General features: G+C 46.0%; 15 protein-coding genes. All 15 read left to right on the plus strand.

Annotation, left to right across the window (positions count from 1 at the left end; genetic code table 11):
* Positions 1 to 613 precede the first annotated feature (613 nt).
* The 15 genes from QGN29_RS08435 (at position 614) to ftsZ (ending at position 18,080) form a co-directional block, all read left to right on the plus strand.
* Positions 614 to 1,108: a division/cell wall cluster transcriptional repressor MraZ gene (locus tag QGN29_RS08435; RefSeq protein ID WP_310797413.1), complete on the plus strand. Its 495-nt coding sequence runs from the start codon at positions 614 to 616 to the stop codon at positions 1,106 to 1,108.
* A complete protein-coding gene (rsmH, locus tag QGN29_RS08440; protein WP_310797414.1) occupies positions 1,105 to 2,115 on the plus strand; it encodes a 16S rRNA (cytosine(1402)-N(4))-methyltransferase RsmH in 1,011 nt (336 codons plus the stop codon). The genes QGN29_RS08435 and rsmH overlap by 4 nt, the downstream gene beginning before the upstream one ends.
* The gene (ftsL, locus tag QGN29_RS08445) at positions 2,108 to 2,467 is read left to right on the plus strand and encodes a cell division protein FtsL (protein WP_310797415.1); all 360 of its coding nucleotides are present in this window, start codon (positions 2,108 to 2,110) and stop codon (positions 2,465 to 2,467) included. Before rsmH ends, ftsL begins: the two co-directional genes overlap by 8 nt.
* Entirely contained in the window at positions 2,464 to 4,215 is a 1,752-nt protein-coding gene (locus QGN29_RS08450) for a peptidoglycan D,D-transpeptidase FtsI family protein (protein ID WP_310797416.1), read from the plus strand. The genes ftsL and QGN29_RS08450 overlap by 4 nt, the downstream gene beginning before the upstream one ends.
* A gap of 2 nt (positions 4,216 to 4,217) precedes the next feature.
* A complete protein-coding gene (locus QGN29_RS08455; protein ID WP_310797417.1) occupies positions 4,218 to 5,672 on the plus strand; it encodes a UDP-N-acetylmuramoyl-L-alanyl-D-glutamate--2,6-diaminopimelate ligase in 1,455 nt (484 codons plus the stop codon).
* Positions 5,673 to 5,675: 3 nt separating this feature from the next.
* Positions 5,676 to 7,103: a UDP-N-acetylmuramoyl-tripeptide--D-alanyl-D-alanine ligase gene (locus QGN29_RS08460; RefSeq protein ID WP_310797418.1), complete on the plus strand. Its 1,428-nt coding sequence runs from the start codon at positions 5,676 to 5,678 to the stop codon at positions 7,101 to 7,103.
* 57 nt (positions 7,104 to 7,160) lie between these two features.
* Positions 7,161 to 8,231, plus strand: coding sequence for a phospho-N-acetylmuramoyl-pentapeptide-transferase (gene mraY / locus QGN29_RS08465; RefSeq protein WP_310797419.1), 1,071 nt, complete (start codon positions 7,161 to 7,163; stop codon positions 8,229 to 8,231).
* A 12-nt stretch (positions 8,232 to 8,243) separates the two neighbouring features.
* The gene (gene murD / locus QGN29_RS08470) at positions 8,244 to 9,620 is read left to right on the plus strand and encodes a UDP-N-acetylmuramoyl-L-alanine--D-glutamate ligase (protein ID WP_310797420.1); all 1,377 of its coding nucleotides are present in this window, start codon (positions 8,244 to 8,246) and stop codon (positions 9,618 to 9,620) included.
* A complete protein-coding gene (gene ftsW / locus QGN29_RS08475) occupies positions 9,617 to 10,789 on the plus strand; it encodes a putative lipid II flippase FtsW (protein ID WP_310797421.1) in 1,173 nt (390 codons plus the stop codon). Before murD ends, ftsW begins: the two co-directional genes overlap by 4 nt.
* Position 10,790: 1 nt before the next feature.
* Positions 10,791 to 11,900, plus strand: coding sequence for an undecaprenyldiphospho-muramoylpentapeptide beta-N-acetylglucosaminyltransferase (gene murG / locus QGN29_RS08480; RefSeq protein WP_310797422.1), 1,110 nt, complete (start codon positions 10,791 to 10,793; stop codon positions 11,898 to 11,900).
* Complete coding sequence (murC, locus tag QGN29_RS08485) at positions 11,897 to 13,309, plus strand: UDP-N-acetylmuramate--L-alanine ligase (RefSeq protein WP_310797423.1); 1,413 nt, start codon at positions 11,897 to 11,899, stop codon at positions 13,307 to 13,309. Before murG ends, murC begins: the two co-directional genes overlap by 4 nt.
* Positions 13,310 to 13,319: 10 nt before the next feature.
* Positions 13,320 to 14,288: a UDP-N-acetylmuramate dehydrogenase gene (gene murB / locus QGN29_RS08490; protein ID WP_310797424.1), complete on the plus strand. Its 969-nt coding sequence runs from the start codon at positions 13,320 to 13,322 to the stop codon at positions 14,286 to 14,288.
* Positions 14,269 to 15,051, plus strand: a complete 783-nt coding sequence (locus QGN29_RS08495) for a cell division protein FtsQ/DivIB (protein WP_310797425.1) — start codon at positions 14,269 to 14,271, stop codon at positions 15,049 to 15,051. Before murB ends, QGN29_RS08495 begins: the two co-directional genes overlap by 20 nt.
* A 27-nt stretch (positions 15,052 to 15,078) precedes the next feature.
* Positions 15,079 to 16,347 (plus strand): cell division protein FtsA, encoded by a 1,269-nt coding sequence (gene ftsA / locus QGN29_RS08500; RefSeq protein WP_310797426.1) that lies wholly within the window; start codon positions 15,079 to 15,081, stop codon positions 16,345 to 16,347.
* A 104-nt stretch (positions 16,348 to 16,451) separates the two neighbouring features.
* Positions 16,452 to 18,080 (plus strand): cell division protein FtsZ, encoded by a 1,629-nt coding sequence (gene ftsZ, locus QGN29_RS08505; RefSeq protein WP_310797427.1) that lies wholly within the window; start codon positions 16,452 to 16,454, stop codon positions 18,078 to 18,080.
* Positions 18,081 to 18,093 lie beyond the last annotated feature (13 nt).

Here is an 18,093-nt window from a genome sequence, read left to right on the forward strand (position 1 = left end):
CCCCTTAGAATGTATCAAGACACGGTCTTATAGCGTAATTTTTAAACTTTTGTTAATAGAATAAGACGGTTACATTGCATCGCAACAACATTGTTGAGAGGTGTTGTATTTCTGACACAAAATCAATACTGAATTCTGTGCCCTTGTTGCGCCACTGACGGTGGGGATGAGGGCTATTTATTATGTAATTAAAACAGTCCCTTAGGTGTATTCGGCAGAGAGTAACGGAGGGAGAAGGGCGGCATGATTAAAGTCGGTTTATGGGCGATTTTTTCAGGACGATGCGGCGGTTTTTCTAGGTTTTTTACGGTTTCTTTGGGAATTCTTTTTTGAAGGGATGAAAGAGAAATATTCATTTTGAAAAATGCTCGTATAACGGTCTTTAACGATTTGGAATTTAATAATTTTCTGAGGGTATTGCCGAAGTGATTCTAAATTTGCCCAAAAAGTTCCATAAAATACCATTTGCTACCAGAATATATCCGTAGTATACCATAGTTGTCTGGGTAGCGCCCGGAGTCGGTTGCACATTAGTTTTTCCGTCTGAGGAGCCTTGAGAGGTTTGGGGTGAAATTCAAAGTGTAAGCATGGGAATTAACAGGGGTTCGGAACAATGGCATTCTTCGTAGAAGAGGTGATTGGTAAAATTGATAGCAAGGGGAGGACGAGTCTTCCTGCGCCCTATCGCTCTGAACTCGAAGGATCTGAATTTTTCGGTATTGTTGTCTTTAAATCCCTGGAAGATAATTGTTACATCGGATCTGATATTGAATATCTCAAAAATTTATTCGACCGCGTTGCTGAAGAGCACGGCCCTTTTTCGCGGCAAATGAAGATTTTCCGGCGGGAAGTTGTCTCTAAGTCTAAAAGATTAAGTGTGGATGCGGATGGGCGGATTGTCATCCCTCAAGCCATTCGATCTCAGTTAGGAATTGATAAGCAGTTGGTTTACTCAGGCGGCGGTGATTTCTTTGAGATTTGGTCTGCTGAGAGTTTTGCGAAAGCTCATGACAGCGATGCTTCTGAAGCGCTAGAGGTCTTGAACGGCCTGCCTGCGCGAAAGCAATCCGTCACAATGAATGACCTGTTCGGCGGGGGGGATGCATGAGTGCAGCAGTGACCCCTCTCTCTCAATTGAATGATCCAGTTCATAAACCTGTGATGATTGATGAAGTGTTAGCGACAATGGCGCCTCAATGCGGTGATGTGATTGTTGACGGAACCTTTGGAGCGGGTGGTTACACTCGAGCTTTGTTAAAGGGGGCTGAGTGTCAGGTGTTTGGTGTTGACCGGGATCCTGACGCTATCCTGCGTGCGAAGGCATTAAAAGAGGCTTTTGGAAGTCGATTTGAAATTCTGAATGGATGTTTTGGTGATATGCAGGATCTTCTCGCTCATGTGGGTGTTGAGAAGGTGGATGGTATTGTTCTTGATATCGGAGTGTCTAGCTATCAACTTGATGAGGCGGAGCGCGGGTTTTCTTTTCGTAGCGACGGCCCGCTAGATATGCGCATGGGACAATCTGGTCAGTCTGCTGCGGACATCGTGAATACGTTGGAAGCGGATGAGTTGGCGAATATTCTCTATGACTTTGGTGAAGAGAAGAAATCGCGAAAGATAGCTGCAGCCATCGTGCGTTCGCGTGAGAGTGATGAGGGGCCCATAGAAACAACGCTACGTTTGGCAGACATTATTGCAGGGGCTGTTGGCTTTAGGCGGGTAAAGGGGAAGAAGCTCATTCATCCTGCTACACGAAGTTTTCAGGCGCTTAGAATTTATGTGAATGATGAGTTGGGCGAACTGCGCCGTGGATTGGCAGCAGCAGAAAGGCTGTTGAATCCGGGAGGGCGCTTAGTTGTTGTCAGCTTCCATTCATTAGAAGATCGCATTGTTAAGCAGTATATTGCAGAAAAAGCAGGGCGGGTACCTAGTGGATCTCGTCACATGCCGCATGTGGATCGCTCTGAACAGCCGACTTTTAAAGTGATAAAATCTAGTGGGTTGAAGCCTACAGCTGAGGAGGAAGCGTCAAATCCAAGGTCACGATCGGCACGCCTGCGCTATGCAGTCCGTACAGAGGCTTTATGTGCTTCTACTGGAGGGGGTGATGCGTAGTCTAGTGGCCACCTTTGTTGTGATTTTAGCTATTTTAGCGGGTGTGGCGGTAGTTTATATCCGCTTTGAAGTGAATGCAAAGACCGATGAGCTTGAGAAAATGGTTCAGCAAATTGAGGCGGATCGTCAGGCAGTTCATGTCCTGAAAACAGAAATTGCTTATTTGACATCTCCGATGAAGCTTCAGGATATGTCTCTACAATATTTGGCTATGATGCCTCCCAAGCCAGAGCAGATTTTAACGTCTATTTCCGATGTGCCCTTCCGCACAGAAGGGGTGTCCATCAGAGATGAAGGTGTGCCTGTGATCCAGAAACGGTACCGAAATAAACGGCAAAGGAGCGGGTTGTGACGACAGAAACTTTTAACCGCTCACTTGTTGATCCAGCGAAGCCTGTGTTAGGAGAGGGAGTCTCGGAAGGGCGCGTGGATGGTGGCCTTGATGGGAGTCAGAAATCTTCACTTATGGCGGCACGCTCGCGGGTAAGTTTTTTGATGGCAGGGTTCGTTGCGTTGAATGCTGTTTTTGCTGGGAAGCTTTTATATCTTGGATCAGAAAAAGGATTTCAAGCGCCAAAGCCGATTGCTCCTATTGTTGCTGAGGCTGGGCCAATTGTTGCAGAGAAGAAATTCTCCCGTAAAGATATTTTAGATCGAAATGGTGAAATTTTAGCAACTTCTCTGGAGGTGCAAAGTTTAGGCGTTAATCGCTCAAAAGTGAAAGACCCAGATCTATTGGCTGAGCAAGTCGTTGCGATTATACCAGAGATGGATCTGGCCCGTCTAAGGCAGAAGCTTTCAAGGAAAGCGGGCTTTATACGTCTTCATCAAAAATTAACACCAAAACAAGCATACGCAATCAATGCGCTGGGCAACCCGGCTCTCCGTCTGGATAGTAGGGAAGAGCGCATTTACCCGCAAGGTCGTCTCGGGGCTCACGTTCTGGGATTTGTCAACGTGGATGGTGACGGCCTCGCGGGCATAGAACACTTCATGAATGAACGTCTGTCAAATGGGAAGGTAGATGACGAATCGTCCGTGAAACTTTCTATCGATATGAATGTTCAGCATGCTTTAACGAACGAACTCTCTGAGGCTAAGAATGCTTTCAGGGCCCTTGGGGCTGCTGGGTTGATCATGGATGTTTCAACAGGCGAAATGTTAGCCTTGGCTTCATTGCCAGATTACGATCCAAACGTTGGGAGTAAAGCAACGGGCGAAGAGCGTAGAAATCGGGCGACGAAAAGCTTATATGAGCTCGGCTCGACAATGAAAACCTTCACTTTTGCGGCGGCTTTTGAAGATGGGTTGATCTCGATGAATGACAGATTTGATGCGACCAAGCCTATTCGTGTTGATGGTTTCACAATTAATGATGATCATCCTAAGGCGCGGGTTCTCTCTGTTCCAGAAGTCTTTATTTATTCTTCAAATATTGGCACGTCTAAGATTGCTGATCTTATAGGGTCTGATAAGCAAAAAGCTTTTTTAGATAAGCTTGGCCTTTTGGATCGTGCATCTTTGGAATTAACAGAAGTGTCTCGGCCTCTCTTGCCTCAGCGATGGTCGGATGCGACACGGGCGACGGTCTCATATGGTCATGGAATTTCTCTATCGCCTCTGCATTTGGTTGGTAGTATTTCCGCAATGATTAATGGGGGTGTTCTGCATCAACCCACACTGTTGAAGACATCTGAATTTGTAGCAGGGAAGCGCGTAATTAGTCGTGAAACAAGTGAAAAGATGCGTCAGCTTATGCGGTTGACTGTAAAGACTGGGACTGGGAAAAACGCTAATGCTAAAGGATATCGCGTCGCTGGAAAGACGGGCACGGCTCGAAAAGTCATAAAGGGCCAGTATAGTCGAAAACATACAGTGTCTTCATTTGTCGCTGCTTTTCCGATTGATGACCCCAAATATGTCGTATTTGTCCTTTTAGATGAGCCTAAGGGGTATCTGAACTCAGGGGGGATGGCAGCCGCGCCGGTGGTACAGCACGTGGTTCGGCGCATTGCACCAATATTGAATGTGGCGCCGATGAAGGAAGATGTCTCTCCTTATCAACGCCTATCATACTTGATTGAGAAAGAGGGTAAATAATAGTGACACGCTTAAGCGACCTACTTTCGATTACAGCTCCGCTGAAGGATTGTTCAGTGCGAGGTGTAACCGCAGACAGTCGTCAGGTTAAGGCTGATTTTATGTTTTTTGCCCTTCCTGGGGTCTCTTTTGATGGGCGTGATTTTATTCCTCAAGCTATAGCGGCCGGAGCGTCAACAATCCTAACAACTCGTGGGGCCAAATTACCGGAAGGGTGTCCTGTGCAGTTGATAGAGAGTGATGACCCAAGGGCTGATTACGCGCGGGTTGCAGCACGCTATTACAGCCCAGTACCAGATTTTCTTGTTGCAGTAACGGGAACGAATGGAAAAACATCAGTTGCTGACTTTACACGGCAAATCTGGAAGCGGCATGGCCTAATTTCGGGCAGTTTGGGAACTCTTGGTGTTCGGTCAGACCTCATTCAAACTCAAGGTGGTTTAACTACCCCAGACCCTATGCTTTTACACCAGTCGCTGAAACAATTAGCTGTTTCTGGTGTGACGCACTGTGCCCTAGAAGCATCGTCTCATGGTTTAGATCAAAGGCGGTTAGAGGGGGTGCACATTCAAGCTGCAGCTTTTACTAATTTAACTCGAGATCATCTAGATTATCATGCGAATGAGATGGCATATTTTAAAGCAAAAGAGCGCTTATTCACGGAAGTTATGACTGAAGAGGCGACGGCGGTCATCAATATTGATAGTCCCCACGGTCAATCCTTAGCTGAGAAGATGAAAAACGACGGGCGAGCTTTGCTGACCCTTGGTTATGCAGAGGGATCTGATGCTCAAATCCTCGCTGTCACTCCGCATGCAAGCGGGCTGGTTGCTCGCATTAAATACCAGGCTCACGAAGAGGATTACCGCATTCCCCTCATGGGATCTTTTCAGGCGGAGAACGCCTTAGCTGCAGCATTGCTAGCCTCAACTGCAGATATTGGAGTTCGGCAATGTTTGAAATCCATGGAAAGTTTAAGAGGAGTGTGTGGTCGGATGCAATATATCGGAGAAACAGCAAAAGGCGGTGCTGTTTATGTCGATTTTGCTCATACCCCCGATGGATTAAAGACAGTTCTTGAGGCCGCGTCAAAGCATGCAACCAATTCGCTAGATGTCTTGTTTGGGTGCGGCGGTGACCGAGATGCAGGAAAGCGCCCTATTATGGGTGAGATTGCAGGGAAGCTTGCAAATAGAATTTATGTGACGGACGACAATCCGCGTCATGAGGATGCTGCGGCCATTCGAAAGCAAGTTATGAAGGGGTGTGGCAAGGCTCAGGAAATAAGCGATCGTGGGGAGGCTATTCACCAGGCAGTAGAAGCCTTGAATGATGGTGACATCTTGATTCTGGCCGGAAAAGGGCATGAAGAAGGGCAAATCATCGGTGATGAAAAGATAGCCTTTTCAGATATCCATACGGCAAAAGAACTCTTAGCTGTAAAGGAGCTGCAATAAGTGATGTTTGATCCTGTTTGGACAGCTTTGGAAATATCACAGTCTCTCGGTATGCCCGTGCAGGATTTTAAGGCCTGTACTGGGGTTCAGATTGATAGCCGATCTATAGTGCCGGGTGATTTATTTGTTGCCCTGTCAGGGTGTGAAACAGATGGACATAATTTTGTTTCAAATGCTTTTGAAAGTGGCGCACATGCAGCCATTGTGAGTAGGCTTCCAAGTGATCTTGAACAATCAGACGAGCGTTTAATCTTTGTTGAAGATACGGGCGTTGCTTTGAATAGACTGGCTCACGCAGCTCGCGCTCGAGCGTCGGCTCGCTGTATTGCTGTAACAGGAAGTGCAGGAAAAACAAGTGTTGTGCAAGCTCTGAGAGCAGCTCTAGCAAGAGCTGGAGAGGCGCATTCAAGTATCAAAAGCTTTAATAATCATGTGGGTGTGCCCGTGTCGCTTGCCCGTATGCATGCTCAGTCAGAGTACGGGGTTTTTGAAGTCGGTATGTCAGCACAAGGTGAGATTGAACCGCTAGCTCAGTTAATTAAGCCCGATGTCTGTATTATTACCACAATTGGTGCAGCCCATTTAAAAGCCTTTGAGGATCGTGAGGCGATTGCGCGTGAGAAGGCTTCTATTTTTAAAGGGATGTCAGCAGGCGGGACCGCAATCATAGGTATGCAGCATGCCTACAGCGACCTTTTATGCACGCTTGCAAAAGCGCATGATCTGAAAGTTATTAAGGTTGGGTTTGATGATCAATGCGATGTAAGGCCCGTTAAAGTATATGAGCAGGCAACCTGTTCGTGCCTCTCCATAGGTCTTGCAGATAGACTCATTACCTTTAAGGTTAATCAACCGGGGCCAGAGTGGATCCTTAATGCGATGATGATACTCACAGCAGTTAATGCTGTAAAAGGGGATATTGCTGAGGCTGCACTTTCGCTGGCTTCTCTTGTACCTGAAAAGGGCAGGGGTCGATTGCATGAACTGATGTTTGAAAACGGCACAGTGACCCTGCAAGACGATAGCTATAATGCTAACCCTTTATCAATGAGGGCTGCACTTGGCAGGTTTGCCCGTCTCACAAAGGAAACGACGCAAAAATCCATCGCTGTTCTTGGGGATATGGCTGAACTTGGTCGGAATGAAGAAGCAGAACATTTGGCCCTTGTCCCCTATTTAAAGCAGACAGGGTTTGATCTGGCGTTAACCGTTGGGGATTATATGCCAAAAGCTTCAAAAGAGGCAGGAATAGAGACAATTAGCTGTAAAAATGTTGCAGAAATATCTGATGTTTTACAAACCAAATTAAGCGGGAATGAGCTAATTTACGTTAAGGGCTCAAATTCAACACATTTAACAAGAGTAGTTGATGACCTTATTAAACTTTCTCGCTATGAAGGGCACACAACAGCGCTTGGGCAAGGCGCTTAAAAAAGGGTAACACACATAACACAAAATCTGTGGACAAGCAGATCTGGAGAAGGGCATATGTTATATTATTTTTTAGCGGATCAGGAGGGCATTTTTAACCTGTTTCGTTATCTAACGTTTCGTACAGGTGGGGCTGTTCTGACGGCACTCGTAATTTGTTTTATTTTCGGGCCTAAAATTATTCGCGCGCTCAGAAGTAAGCAGAAAAAGGGCCAGCCTATTCGTGCGGACGGCCCTGAAAGTCACATTATCAATAAAGCCGGCACACCCACAATGGGCGGTTTTATGATTTTATTGGCACTTTCTGTCTCTACACTGCTTTGGGCAGATATCTCAAATCCCTATGTCTGGATTGTTCTTAGCGTCACCTTATCCTTCGGAGCCATTGGTTTCTACGACGACTATAAAAAAGTAACAAAACAAACGTCTGAAGGGTTGTCAGGTAAAGTGAAATTTGTCATCGAATGTGCGATTGCTGGTTTAGCTGGTTATGCCTTGATGGAATTATCGGATCCTTCTATTGGAGTGCCGGGTCTAAAAGACTTTACCCTTTCCATGCTGCCAATTCTTTATATTCCCTTCATTATGTTGGTGGTTGTCGGTGCGGCCAATTCTGTAAATTTAACAGATGGTCTAGACGGATTAGCAACGATGCCAGTTGTAATTGCGGCTTCGGCTTTTGGTCTGATTGCCTACATTGTTGGTAATACTGTTTTAAGCGGCTATCTTGGGGTGCCATATGTGGCAGGCTCTGGGGAACTCGCTGTTTTTTGTGGGGCACTTATTGGTGCTTGTTTAGGGTTTCTTTGGTTCAATGCCCCGCCCGCCATGGTATTCATGGGAGATACAGGCTCGCTTGCTCTTGGCGGTGCACTTGGTTCTATCGCCGCGGTGACAAAGCATGAGATTATTTTAGCTGTAATCGGTGGAATTTTTGTCCTTGAAACAGTCTCTGTGATTGTACAAGTGCTCTCCTTTAAACTTACGGGCAAGAGGGTCTTTAGAATGGCGCCAATACACCATCATTTTGAGCAAAAAGGGTGGGCCGAGCCGACAATTGTTATACGATTTTGGATTATTTCTTTGATTTTGGCCTTGGTGGGCCTTGCTAGCCTTAAGCTAAGATAAGGCAGGGTTTCTATGATCGTTCCAGTAACATATGAGGGAAAAAACGTTGCAGTATTTGGTCTGGCTCGGACTGGAATTACAGCCGTAAATGCCTTACGTGCAGCTGGGGCAAAAGTCTTCGCCTGGGATGATGATTCTGCTCGGTGTGCAGAAGTTGGCTCTGTTGCTCACAACCTTTATGCACTTGATTTTAAAGTTCTGGATTATTTGATGTTGGCACCGGGTGTGCCTCTCACACACCCAAAGCCCCACGCTCTTGTTGAAAAAGCTAAACGAGCAGGTGTGCCCATTATGGGTGATTTTGATTTGTTTGCCGCAGGACAAGCGACCTTGTCTGCTCATAAAACAGTTGCCATTACAGGCACTAATGGCAAATCAACCACAACAGCCCTTGTTACCCACATGATCAGGGAGGCAGGCATGCCTGTGGCGATGGGCGGCAATATAGGGACGGGGGTACTTTCCCTTCCGGCCTTGGAAAAAGGTGGTGTTTATGTTTTGGAAATGTCTTCTTATCAGATTGATCTAACTCACCATTTCAAGCCGGATATAGCAGTTTTATTGAATATCACCCCTGATCATCTTGATCGCCACGGTGATATGAGTGGGTATGTTCTCGCAAAGGCAAGGTTGTTTGAGTTATTGCATTCTGACGGGCTTGCTGTGATGTCACTGGATGATTCCTACTCTCAGAGTTTGGCTGTTACAGTGGGCGATAAAGACGGCCGGTTGAAGACGATTACAGTTGAAGAAAAAGAAATGAAAGACGGGATCAGAATTCTTGATGAGATATTATTTGAGGTGAAAAATAACCGCCCATGTGTGGTGGGGTCAGTCTCAAAATGTCAGATGTTAAAGGGTCACCACAACTGGCAAAACATGGCGACTGCCTATGCTATTGGACTTGAACTTGGTATTCGACCAGAGCAAATATTAGTCAGCTTCAGAACTTTTGCGGGCCTTTCACATCGCCAAGAATTCGTTGGCAAAATAAACGGCATCAGTTTTATTAATGATAGCAAAGCCACAAATCTTGTTTCTGCGCTGAAGGCTCTAGAAAGTTTTAAAAATATTCACTGGATTGCAGGAGGGCGCACAAAGGATGAAGAGTTAACTCTCTCTTCTGTTCCTTTTTCCCACCTTAAAGCGGGCTATTTCATTGGTGAAGCTGCGTCGTTCTTTGTTGGGGAATTCGATGACCTTTTTCCGGTTTCAAATCAAGAGTCACTTGATCAAGCCCTAAGGGCTGCGTTTGAACAGGCGGATAACGGGGATGTTATTTTGTTATCACCAGCCTGTAGTGCTTTTGATCAATTTAAAGATTTTGAAGAACGCGGTGCTTCTTTTAAATCAACGTTTCATGCCTTGAAAGAGGAGTATGCATCATGATTTCTTTTTCTCGCGCCGATAATAGCGTTGTTTCTCGTTGGTGGTTTGAGGTAGATCGGTGGATCCTTGTACTCATTCTAATGTTGTCAGGCATTGGCGTCTGGCTTACTTTTAGTGCCTCGACGTCGGTTGCTGAAAATATTGGGTTTACCAGTTTTCATTTTGCGACCCGCCAGATTGTCTTTTTGTCGCTAGGGCTTCTCGTCACAATTATCGTCTCTATGATGAGTGTTAAGATGATTCGAAGGTTGGCGATTATTGCCCTTCCACTTTGTATTGGTTTAATTGTTATTACACTGTTGATAGGGCCTGAAATTAAAGGGTCAACACGCTGGCTTCGGGTCGCTGGGTTTAGTTTGCAGCCATCAGAGTTTTTAAAACCAGTTTTCTTTATTTGTACTGCTTGGTTGCTTTCTTCAAAGTTTACGGACCAAGCGATGCCTGCAAAACGTTTGGCTACTTTCTTGTATCTCACCGTTGCAGCTCTCTTGATTATGCAACCAGATTTTGGTCAGACCTTTCTGATCGGCCTCGTTTTTCTTGGTCAGTTAATCATTGCAGGCCTGTCGCTGGCGTGGGTTGCTACTGCAGCGCTGGCTGGTATATCGGCACTGGTGATTGGTTATATCTTTGTGCCGCATGTGACAAAAAGAATTGATAAATTTGTGGATCCTACGTCTGGAGACAATTATCAAACACACAGAGCTTTAGAAGCTTTTAAAGAGGGTGGGCTCATTGGTAAAGGGCCTGGCGAAGGCACTGTGAAGATGAATTTGCCCGATGCTCATACAGACTATATTTTTGCCGTCATGGGCGAAGAATTTGGCGCCTTGGCTTGTATAGTTCTTCTTCTTCTAATCTCTGGGATAGTGCTTCGTGTTTTTGCACATTTAAGGCAGGAAGAGGATCCTTTCAAAATGCTTGCTCTCTCTGGTCTTGTGATGCAATTTGCTTTGCAGTCTTCAATTAATATTGCCGTAAATCTCAATCTTATTCCCTCTAAGGGAATGACTCTGCCTTTCGTGTCTTACGGTGGCTCTAGTATGCTCGCCCTAGCGGCTGGCATGGGTGTCATTCTAGCCTTTTCAAGAAGAAATCGGCATCTGACAGTGCAAGAAGAGAAGCGGGGCTGGGGCCGGCAAACATATCAGTTGGATCGAGGATATTAAGATGGGCGCTCATTCTAAGAACCGGTTGACAATTGTTCTCGCTGCTGGCGGTACAGGCGGTCATATGATACCTGCAGAAGCTGTCGCTGATGCCTTAAGCGCACGAGGGCACAATCTGATATTAGTGACGGATCCTAGGGGGGATGCCTATCCTGCGATTATGGATAATTATGAGCGGACTGTTTTGAAAACAAACGGTATGAGTGCAGGACTTCTTGGGAAGGTTAAAGGCGCTTTTTCTCTCGCTCGGGATACAATCGCCTGTCGGCAATTTTTGAAAAAAGTGAAAGCTGATGTTGTGATTGGGTTTGGAGGCTATCCCTCAATGCCAACAGTTGTGGCAGCAAAAAGTTGTGGTATTCCTTATATTTTGCATGAGCAAAACACAGTTCTTGGTCGGGTAAATAGATTGATGGCAAAATCTTCTGAGGCCATAGCGCTGGCCTATGAAAATACCTGGCGCATACCTGAAAATGTGGAGTATTTTGTCACAGGGAATCCTGTCAGAAAACAGGTGCTGGATAGTCTTTCCCATGGCTATTCGCTGCCAAGAAGTGGTGAGACATTTAATGTTCTAATCATGGGGGGATCACAAGGCGCTCACATTTTGTCTAAAGTCGTGCCAAACGCGATTGCCGCTCTAGTTGAAGCTGACCGTAAACGTCTGAAGGTAGTTCATCAAGCCCGCGTCGAAGATATAGAATTGGTTTCTAACATCTATGAACAAGCAGGGGTTTCTGCGACAGTTGAATCATATTTTGTTGATATTCCTCAACGTATGGCAACTAGTCAGTTGGTGATATCGCGGGCCGGCGCCTCCTCGTTGGCTGAAATATCTGTTCTAGGCCTACCAAGTTTTTTAGTCCCATTAAAAATTGCTATGGATGATCATCAGACAACCAATGCTGCAGTCTTATCAGAGGCAGGCGCTGCGGTCGTCTTCAGAGAGGAAGAGTTTACCGTGGAGAGCGTTAAAGAAAATATCACGCAGCTTCTGTCTGATGGATCGAAGAGATTGCAGGCGATGTCCAAAGCAGCCCAATCATGCGGTTCTGAACACAGTGCTCTAGTACTAGCGGATTTGATTGAGAAAGTATGTAAAAGATCATGAAAGAAGTTCCTTTTAAAATTGGTGTGGTGCACTTCATTGGAATCGGCGGTATCGGCATGTCTGGTATTGCCGAAGTGATGTTTAATCTTGGCTATACAATCCAAGGATCTGATGTCGCTGCAGGGCCGAATGTTGTTAGGCTTCAAGAGCTGGGTATTAAAGTCTTTGTAGGGCAAACCCCAGCCAATATTGAGATGGCTGATGTTGTAGTGGTTTCCACAGCTATTAAGGACAATAACCCTGAACTAAAGGCGGCCAGAGAGAGGGGGCTGCCAGTGGTGCGTCGAGCAGAAATGCTTGCGGAATTGATGCGGCTTAAATGGACTGTCTCTGTGGCAGGGACCCACGGAAAAACGACGACAACCAGTATGGTTGCAACTGTTTTAGAAGCGGCAGGCGTTGACCCTACAGTGATCAATGGTGGCATTATTAATGCTTATGGAACCAATGCACGAATGGGGGAAGGGGACTGGATGGTTGTTGAGGCTGATGAAAGTGATGGAACTTTTGTCAAATTGCCGGCAACAGTTGCAGTCGTGACCAATATGGATCCTGAACATTTGGATTTTTATGGCACCTTTGAAGCAGAGAAAGAAGCATTCAAAGCCTTCCTTGATCGTGTCCCTTTTTATGGAGCTGCGGTCCTCTGTATTGATCATCCCGAAGTGCAACGCCTTATGCCGGAAATTCAAAATCGACGCGTTATATCCTATGGGACAAGCCCTCAAGCTGCGGTGCGTGCGATTAATATAACACCAGAGCGCGGCGGGGTCACTTTTGATGTTGCCCTTGAAGAAACAAAAGATCGCAGATCGAGAGAGATCTCTCGGATACACTTACCCATGCCTGGGCTCCATAATGTACAAAATGCTCTGGCAGCAATTGCTGTTGGCCTGGAAATGGATAGCGATGATGAAACGCTGAGAGAAGCCTTTGCTAATTTTGCAGGGGTGAAAAGGCGCTTCACCCATGCAGGCATAGGGGGCGGCATAACGGTTATTGATGACTATGGCCATCACCCTGTAGAGATAGCAGCGGTCTTGAATGCAGCCCGGGAAAGCTTTGATCATAAGGTGATCGCAGTTATGCAACCTCACCGCTATTCTCGGTTATCAAGCCTTTTTGAAGAGTTTTGCACATGTTTCAATGACGCAGATACTGTGATTGTATCTCCTGTATTTGAAGCTGGAGAATCTCCTATCGAAGGGTTTAGCCGCGATGACTTAGCTGCAGGATTAAAACTACGAGGCCATAAATCAGTGGATGTCACTGAAGGAGATGAAGATCTAGCAGACGTAGTTTCTCGCTATGCGACAGAAGGGGACGCTGTCATTTGTTTAGGCGCAGGAACAATTACGAAATGGGCACATAATCTTCCTGATAAATTAGAGAGCATGAAATCGTCTTAGGAGCAAGACAATGAGTTTTTGTGAAATGAGCACAAACGCAGGACAGAAGATTAGGGAATCCCTGACAAATATAAAAGGACGCTTAACAGTAGGCGCTCCTCTGTTCAGGTTGAGCTGGTTTCGCACAGGAGGCCCTGCAGATCTGTTATTTGAACCTACAGATGAGAAGGACCTGGCTGGGTTTCTACGGCAATTGCCAAGTCACATTCCTGTGACTGTTATAGGTGTTGGATCCAACTTATTGGTTCGAGATTCTGGAGTTCGCGGTGTTGTCATAAGACTAGGAAGAGCTTTTTCTGATATTGAAGCACGCGGAGATTTGGTCAAGGCAGGCGGCGGAGCGATGGATGCTCACGTTGCCAAAGCAGCACAGAAGGCCGGCATTGGTGGGCTTGAATTTCTGATAGGTATTCCAGGTACCCTTGGCGGGGCCGTCTTTATGAATGCAGGGGCATATAATCAGGAATTGAGAGACTGCTTAATCCACGCGAGAGCTGTTGATCGATTGGGCGCACTTCATGAAATTGATCCGACACAGTATGAATTTTCTTATCGTTCGAGCGGCTTGCCTGAGGATTGGATTATCACCAGTGTAAACTTAAAAGGGACAATTGACGAGTGTGCAGACATTGAAAAAAAGATGACTCAGATTATGGCGACCCGCTCTGATAGCCAACCCATAGGGACACGGACTGGAGGATCAACATTTAAAAACCCTGATCCTCTCGTGTCGAATGATCGGAGCGCTTGGCAACTGATTGATGAGGCTGGCATGCGCGGGGCTCGGGTTGGGGATGCGCAGGTATCGGAAAAACATTGTAATTTCTTAATAAATCATGGGCATGCTTCAGCGAAGGACATTGAAGATCTCGGGAACTTAGTAAGAGAGTCAGTGCTTGAAAAGCTTGGTGTTGAGCTTCACTGGGAAATAAAAATCATTGGCGAAAAGGGCGGATACCATGACAACGCTTTATTATAAATATGGGCGCAGGTTTGTCTCTCTGTTACTGATACTCTCAGTGAGCAGTCTTGGGTTATTCTTTCATATGAATAAAGCCATGCTGAAAACTGAATGGATTAATTACACACGTGATATGGGACTGGTTTTAGAAAATGTTGCCATCACGGGGCATCACAAAACCACGAGAAGTCAAATCCAATCTGTTCTTGATATCGACCAAGGCATGCCACTTGTTTCTATGGATTTAGGTGCGATCAGAAAACGTATTGAAGAGCTGCCTTGGGTTGAACAAGTGGCCTTAAAGCGTCGCTATCCAAACACGCTTGATATCCAAATTCAAGAACGCATTCCTATGGCTTTATGGCAAAGTGAAGGGGTTGTTTCTTTGGTCGATGAAGCCGGGTTTATTTTAACCAGAAAAAATCTTGAGTCTTATACTGATTTACTGTTGATCGTCGGCGAAAATGCCCATAGAAATATTGCTGAAATCTCAAAGATTATTGAGAGCCAAGCGCATCTAAGTTCTTTTGTACGATCAGCAGTGCATGTTGGCAATCGCCGGTGGGACATTCACTTTATGAATGGCATGCGGCTTCGGTTGCCTGAGACGACAGATCAGCAAGAAGCTTTGAGTGCGATGGCACATTTTGCTGAGCTACAGAAAAGCTATGATGTGCTGTCACGAGAAATTTCTGTGATTGATTTAAGAAGTGATAAAGTCATTCTGAAATTAACCCCAAAGGGGAAGAGAATGATGCGTCGAGAGAATATTTATTCATAAGATAAACTGGGAATTAGGTTAAACATTATGGCAAGAAAAGCAGCACAGGACGGTTTAATGGGTGTATTGGATGTAGGCTCATCCAAGGTTGCCTGTCTTGTAGCGCGACGGCAAATGGACGGCAGTTATAAAGTTATAGGCGTTGGTAATACAGCCTCTAAGGGGGTCATCGCAGGCCAGATAACAGATATGGATTCTGTAGAGCAATCTATCAGGCAAGCTGTTGAAAAAGCAGAAAAAATGGCCGGAGAGCGATTGGATCTTTACACGCTTGCGCTGCATTGCGGTGATCCAGCAAGCGAAGTCTTAACGGTTGAAGTTGATGTGGATGGTCAGGTTGTCACTGAGGATGATATTGAAAGTGTCATGACTTTGGCACGTCAAAAGGCAACCATCGATGAAGATCGTGAAATTATTCATGCTTTTCCTGCTTTTTATATGATCGATGGCAATTTTGCCCCTAAGGCGCCCATTGGTATGTATGGTAAAAAATTGAGTGTTAACATGCACTTAATCACCGTGCTCGCAGCGCCATTAAGGAATATGGAATTATGCGTACGGAAAGCCAATATCGGCATTGATGGGATGATCGCGGGGCCGTATGTTTCAGGGCTCTCAACATTGTATGAGGACGAAATTGAAATGGGCGCTGCCTGTATTGATATTGGGGGAGGGACAACCACCGTTTCAATATTCATGCAGGGGACAATTGTCGATGTGAAGGTTTTGCCCATTGGCTGCAATAGTCTTACAGAGACGATAGCTCGAGAATTATTGACGCCAAGAGATAAAGCTGAGCGTCTCAAAAACTCTGAGGGCGGTGTCATTAGAGCCGCAATTGATGATCGTGTTGAGATAGATGTCCCTATTATTGGGGGTAAGTCGGATGACAGTGATGCGCGACGCATGTCGCGGAGCCATTTAACGTATCTCATGCAGAATCATTATGAGTTTCTTCTCAGAGAAGTCAAAAAGCACCTTGATGGAACAGGCTTTACGGAATCCCACGCTAAGCGGGTCATAATAACAGGCGGCGCGTCGAAAGCAGAAAGACTTGAGGATTTGGCAGGGTCAATTTTAGGGAAGAATGTACGAATAGCATCTCCAGCCTTAATGGCAGGGCTACCAATATCTGCTCAAAGTCCGATTTTTGCATGCTGTGCAGGACTTTTAGTATATAATGAACTGAAACCTGTTGATGTTACAGCAGATAGTGGGCGCAAAAAACGCTTACGTAAACCTGCTAGAGATGGGATGTTTGGTAAAATAGGATCCTGGATGAAAGGTAATTGGTAATACTTTCAGCCCTATACTTTGGGTAAAGGGCATCAGGTAAATGAAATCTCAGGGTGTTTTGGGCATAAGAAGTATCACCTTGAAAATGACAGAGGAGCTGGGCAATGGCGTTTGATTTTGAAAATACAGAGTTAACTGAGTTAACCCCTAAAATTGCAGTAATAGGTGTTGGGGGTGCAGGGTGCAATGCGGTCAATAATATGATTGCTGCTGATTTGCAGGGTGTGGATTTTATAGTGGCAAATACAGATGCACAGTCCTTAGCTGCCAGCAAATCTGAAAATAGAATTCAGTTAGGCGTAGAAATTACTCAAGGCCTTGGTGCCGGTGCGATGCCCAAGGTGGGGGCTGCTGCAGCAGAAGAAACAATCGAGACAATAGATAGTATGCTTGAGGGATGTCACATGGCTTTTGTGACTGCAGGTATGGGCGGGGGCACAGGAACTGGTGCTGCACCTGTTATCGCACGTCGGGCCCGTGAGAAAGGGATCCTAACAGTCGGTGTTTGTACGAAGCCATTCCAGTTCGAGGGCGGCCGACGGATGAAAGTTGCTGAAGCTGGCATGAAAGAGCTGGCAGAAAATGTTGATACATTAATTGTGATACCCAACCAAAATCTTTTTCATGTCGCTGATGCGAAAACGACTTTTGCAGACGCATTTAGAATGGCGGATGATGTTCTTCATTCAGGGGTTCGGAGCATCACTGATTTGATGGTAATGGATGGCCTGATCAACCTTGATTTTGCAGATGTGCGCACTGTAATGAATGAAATGGGTAAAGCCATGATGGGCACAGGAGAAGCAGAAGGGGAAGACCGTGCTATGGTTGCTGCCTCTAATGCGATCTCTAATCAGCTTCTCGAAGAAGCAAATCTACGCGGAGCACGCGGTGTAATTATCAATGTGACTGGCGGCATGGACATGACTTTATATGAGGTCGATGAGGCAGTTAATATGGTCAGAGAGCAAGTTGACCCAGATGCGTTAATTGTCTTCGGTTCGGCCTTTAACATGGATATGGAAGGTCGCCTTAGGGTATCGGTCGTTGCGACAGGCATAGATGGCAGCGGCGTCAGGCCTGCGCCTGTTCCTGTGCGCGAAGAAGATGAGGTAGCGGTTATTCAAGGGGCAGCAGATCTTAAAGAAGCGGTTCAGGATATGCCTGCTGCTGAAGATATTGAGGGATCAGAAGCTGAAGCGCCTTCCGCGCCTTCCCCAGAGACCGCAGTTGAAAAACGGTTAGAGGAAGAGCAAAAATCTGCCCAAGATGAACTTGAGGCCAAGGCTGTCGAAGCCGCAGTTGACGGGGCGTTTATTGCAGAGCAGCCCAAACATCCTAAAGCAGTATTGCAACCTGACCATGGCCAAAGAGCCAATGTTTTTCAGGAAGCAGCCTATGAAAACACAACCACTGAAATGCCAGAGGAAGAACAGGGAGTAGAGCAAGCGCCTCCTCAAGACACACCAATAGAAGGCACAGTGGAGGCTGAGCCAGAGCCTGCAAAACAGAGTTTGTTTAAAATGATGACTGCAGGCCTTAGGTCTTCACAACCGGCGAACGAATTTCGGGAAGAAGCGCAAGAACCAACTGTTCAAACACCTTCGCGAGTGCCAGGCGGTGACGCTCAATCTCTGGGCGGGGTTGATGCGGAAGATCGAACAGTGAAGAAAAAAGATCCAAGAGATCAGCTGGAAATCCCAAGCTTTCTCAAGAGGCAAGAAAATCAATAGAGTAAAAAAGGAG

Source organism: Temperatibacter marinus (assembly GCF_031598375.1).
Lineage (GTDB): Bacteria > Pseudomonadota > Alphaproteobacteria > Sphingomonadales > Kordiimonadaceae > Temperatibacter > Temperatibacter marinus.